The organism is Chloroflexota bacterium, assembly GCA_018648225.1.
Taxonomy (GTDB): Bacteria; Chloroflexota; Anaerolineae; order Anaerolineales; family UBA11858; genus NIOZ-UU35.
Genome location: JABGRQ010000222.1, coordinates 1 through 4173 on the forward strand (window position 1 = coordinate 1; position 4173 = coordinate 4173).

At 51.0% G+C, this 4173-nt stretch carries 5 protein-coding genes; 2 read left to right on the top strand and 3 right to left on the bottom strand.

Annotated features, from left to right (window positions below):
- The 3 genes from HN413_18350 to HN413_18360 all read right to left on the bottom strand — a co-directional run bounded on the left by HN413_18350 (position 1) and on the right by HN413_18360 (position 2444).
- Complete coding sequence (locus HN413_18350) at positions 1–372, bottom strand: 5-carboxymethyl-2-hydroxymuconate Delta-isomerase (GenBank protein MBT3392364.1); 372 nt, start codon at positions 370–372, stop codon at positions 1–3.
- Between the two features lie 86 nt (positions 373–458).
- Positions 459–1277 carry a 16S rRNA (adenine(1518)-N(6)/adenine(1519)-N(6))-dimethyltransferase RsmA gene (gene rsmA, locus HN413_18355; GenBank protein ID MBT3392365.1) on the bottom strand — a complete coding sequence of 273 codons (819 nt, stop codon included), beginning with the start codon at positions 1275–1277 and terminating at the stop codon, positions 459–461.
- Between the two features lie 6 nt (positions 1278–1283).
- Positions 1284–2444 (bottom strand): hypothetical protein, encoded by a 1161-nt coding sequence (locus HN413_18360; protein ID MBT3392366.1) that lies wholly within the window; start codon positions 2442–2444, stop codon positions 1284–1286.
- 61 nt (positions 2445–2505) lie between these two features.
- Here HN413_18360 and HN413_18365 point away from each other — a divergent pair, with 61 nt between their 5' ends.
- Positions 2506–3288 carry a sugar transferase gene (locus HN413_18365; GenBank protein ID MBT3392367.1) on the top strand — a complete coding sequence of 261 codons (783 nt, stop codon included), beginning with the start codon at positions 2506–2508 and terminating at the stop codon, positions 3286–3288.
- 348 nt (positions 3289–3636) lie between these two features.
- On the top strand, positions 3637–4173 hold a 537-nt coding region (locus tag HN413_18370), incomplete at its 3' end, for a hypothetical protein (GenBank protein ID MBT3392368.1).

Sequence of the window (4173 nt, forward strand, 5' to 3'; positions counted from 1 at the left end):
CTAGAGCGTTCCATTGGGAAACTTGAAATAGCTCTGCCGTTGTATGTCGCCAATTTCTACAGTCAATTGCAGGTCCAACTCTTTGGGGGCATCGCCAAAATACCCGCGTAATATTTGCAAACATTGTTGCCCAATCGATTGTCTAATCTCGCTCGAGCGTCCTTCCAGAAAACGCACTGATAGATGTGCGAAGGCTTGCAGCGGTGTACCATCCGCGATGTAATAGTCGTTTAACAGAATCGCCCGGCTTTTGCAATTTTCAATACGGATGCCTGCTGTCTCAGCAATGATCTGATGCAACGGGGCGAAAATTTTTTGCGTATCAATCGCCTGGGAGATGTTATTTGTGTATTCAAGTATCAGATGTGGCATGGGAATCCCTGTCTTGGTGGATCACGCTTTTATGTCATTGCGAATGTAGCGCAGCAAAGTGTGGCAATCTCTCTGATTGCTTTGCATTACGCTGTGTTTGCTTTCAAGGTCAATCTGCGCCATTCTTCGATGCTCAAAGTTTCGGCGCGTCGCTGGGGATCAATCGCCGCAGCTTCAAGTAAAGCCTGCGTTTTTTGTTTGGGCCATCCCATTCCGGCTGAAATGGCGTTGTTCAGCATTTTTCGTTTTTGCCCGAAACCAGCTTTGGCTAAGGTAAAAAACTTATCTAGCGAATCAATAGGAATTTTGGGTTCGGGGAACAGATCAATGCGCACGACAGCCGAATCAATTTTGGGAGGTGGATAAAATGCCCCGGCCGGGATACGGCTTGCAATTTGCGGTTCGCCATAGACTTGCACGCTCAGAGCCAGCAAACTTAGATCACCGGGCTGGGCGCAGATGCGCTGGGCAACCTCGCGTTGCACCGTTAGCACAATGCGTTGGGGTGCGGTATCTGCTTCCAACAAGTGCCGGATGATGGCGGAGGTGATGTAATAAGGAATATTCGCCACAACCACGTAGGGCGAATCGAACATCAGGGTGTTCGGGTTGCAGTTGAGGATGTCATCGTGGATGATGGTGACGTTCTCGAAGGGGGATAAAACTTCTTGCAACGGTGGGATGAGTTTGTCATCAATTTCAACAGCCACCACCCGCTGGGCTGCGGCTGCCAGGTGACGAGTTAAACTCCCCAGGCCGGGGCCAATCTCCAATACCGCCTCACCAGCCATCAGGTCGGCTGCGGCAACCACCCGCCGTAAGGCGGCTTCATCCACTAAAAAATTCTGCCCCAGCCCCTTCTTTGGCCGCAAGCCATATTTTTTGAGTAATTGGGGAACATTCATCATGCGCTACGGGCAAGTTGGTTCTTTGGGCTTGTCGGGCCAGGTTCCGGCTTCGAAACGATCGATATAATCACGGATGACATCGTAATCGGCACCGAGGACGAAGGTGGTATCGTCGGCCATTTCGTTGAAGGCACGCGTAGGGGTGAGAATTTCTTGCGGGATGCTGGCGAAGAGCAGGTTTTCGCGGCTGATTTGTGGTGCAAGGCAGGCCAATTGGCCGAGCTGTGCCGGGCTGAGATCGGTGATGATGGAGCCTTCGAAGGATGCGATCAGTTGCGGCAGGTTTGGCAGCACCGCCGGGGTGAGAATTTTCTCGCGCAGGGCGCAGATGACTTGGGTCTGGCGATCCATGCGGGCAAAGCCGGAATCGATTTTGCGGATGCGCGAAAAACGCAGCGCCATTTCGCCGGTGAAATGATGGTGTCCGGCAGTGAAGTAGCCCATATCTTCCGTTTTGTCGTCAATTGGGCGGCCATCTACGGCTTCGGGCAGGTAAATATCAATCCCGCCGACCGCATCAACCATTTTGGTGAAGGTGAACATATTGACCGTGCCGTAGTGATCGACATAGAGATCAAAATTTTGCGCCAGCGTACGCGCCATCAGGCCGGGGCCGCCGCCGGGGCCGTCGTAGTAACCCATGCCCTCGGTGCCGTAAAAGTACGATTGGTTGAGTTTGCCGTGGGTGATGTCGTAGTGGTCTTCGATGCCGGGGATTTCAACCCACAGGTCGCGTGGCAGAGAGAGTACGGTGACTTTTGGGGTGACAAAATCGACGCGCACAATCCGAATGACATCGGCCAAGCCGTAGGTATAGTCGTTAATGTCCACGCCCAGGGCTAAAACTGTCATTACCTGGGGGCCGCCACACAGGGGTTCGGGTGTGGATGTGGGTTCCGGGGTGATCGTCTCGGTGGCTTGTGGAAGTTCTGTAGCGACTTTCTGCCCGGTTGAGCTGGCATTTGTGGCCGCGAGTGGATCGGTGGCGGTCAGGCTGGGAACAACGCTGGGGGGGATTACCGCAGTGGGGGTATCTAGCTCCAGGCTGGGTGCCAGGGGGGTGTTCCAGTTTTTCAGCAGGGGGAAGCCATAAACAATCCCAGCGCTGACGAGGGCGATAAGCAGAATACCAATAAGGATGTTGCGGATGATTTTCTTGTTCATTGGCTGATGATTATATCACCCCGCGAGGGGTATAATTGCGGAGTTCTTCAGGACGAAACTTATGACTGAGTGCGAAACTCCAATTACGTCGTCATCCGAACAATACCAGCACGGTACGCGTCTGCGTGCGGCCCTTTGGGAGAATAACTCCCCGCCATCGCTGCGCATTCAGGCTGAGGTGTATCAACTGCATCTTGAAACCATCGGTCATCCGCCGCGTGGGAGTTGGGCAAAACGCGGTTTTGATTTTCTGCTCTCATTGGTGGTATTGGTAATCTCAGCCCCGATTTGGTTGTTGATTTCAGCTCTGATTTGGCTGGAAGACCCCGGTCCGATTTTCTTCATCAAAAACTCGGTTGGCAAAGGGGGGAAGAACTTTTATCAACTAAAATTCCGCACCATGCAAAAGGATGCCGAAAGCACAACCGGCCCGGTGATGGCGCGCGTCAATGATGGTCGCACGTTGCGCATTGGGCGATTTTTACGCAAAACGGCATTGGATGAACTCCCTCAGTTGGTCAATATTTTTCTCGGGCAGATGTCATTTGTCGGCCCGCGCCCACAGCGCACAGTGTTGGTGTATGAATATTTGCAAAATATGCCTGAATTTGCCGAGCGTCATCGCGTGCTGCCTGGCCTGGCAGGTCTGGCGCAGGTAGTGGGCAGTTACTACATCACCCCGCGCCAAAAACTGCGCTTCGACCGCATCTACGCTCGCCATGCCAGCCTTGGTTTCGATATTAAATTAATTATTTTAGCTCTGCTGATTGTCTTCTATTTGCGCTGGAAGCCCGGCTGGAATGGGCGCATTCCGCGCCGCTGGGTCAGGTTTGGTACGAAATAGTGCATCGTTGGATTCTGCAATATTTTCTTGACGATAGTTGCCCACTAGTGTAAGCTATATTAGTCTTTTGTGGATTAGCGAGTATGTCTTGATGATTTCATTATTGAAAGCCACGAGAGATTAGAAAATAAGGATTGAGTTGATAATCTTTCCGTTGGGGGATGCAAGGAAGCCCGCAACAATTTGGAAAGGAGGGACATATCCGGCTGATATATTCATTTTTCACTCCCTGTAACTCTCTGATTGTTCATCGATTTTAGCAAGACGACACCCCGTCCGCTTGCGGCGGAGTAGTCATTAGATCCCGGTTGCACTTGGGACTTGAATCCAAGAAGGAAATACTGACCTATGAGCAAAAAGACTAAGACTATTGCCGCCATCATCGCAGCCATCGTATTGCTGGGCTTGTTGGGGATATTTATGTTTAAGCCAGCAGCATACGACGAAAAAGACGCTATTGTTTCATTTGAAGCAAATTTCGATGACCGAGCGAATTTAGCTTATTTTGATCTTATGTCTTCTTTTAACGAAGATGGAAATGAATTTGATGTTGATCGCAATGATGTCAAACTGGAGCAAGGAGCTTTCTATTTTGGGGAATACCCGCTTCGGGGGGCAAACTTGCGTCCTTTTCTTAACTACGGCACAGCGCTTCATTTACGCTGGAAAATCGCCGCCGAAGAAACTTGTTATGCCTTGCCTTTATGGGGTGTAACCATGTTGTCGAACGAAATGCAACATTTTCATGGGGCAGGTCTTGGCTCTTGTTCTTATAACGGTTTGATGATGGAATATCCCGATCTGTCAGGCGGGGTTGAGGTGCTTAACGAATCGGCAGGGATGTTACTCAATACACCGGGGCAATGGCTTGAAGCTATTTTTTGG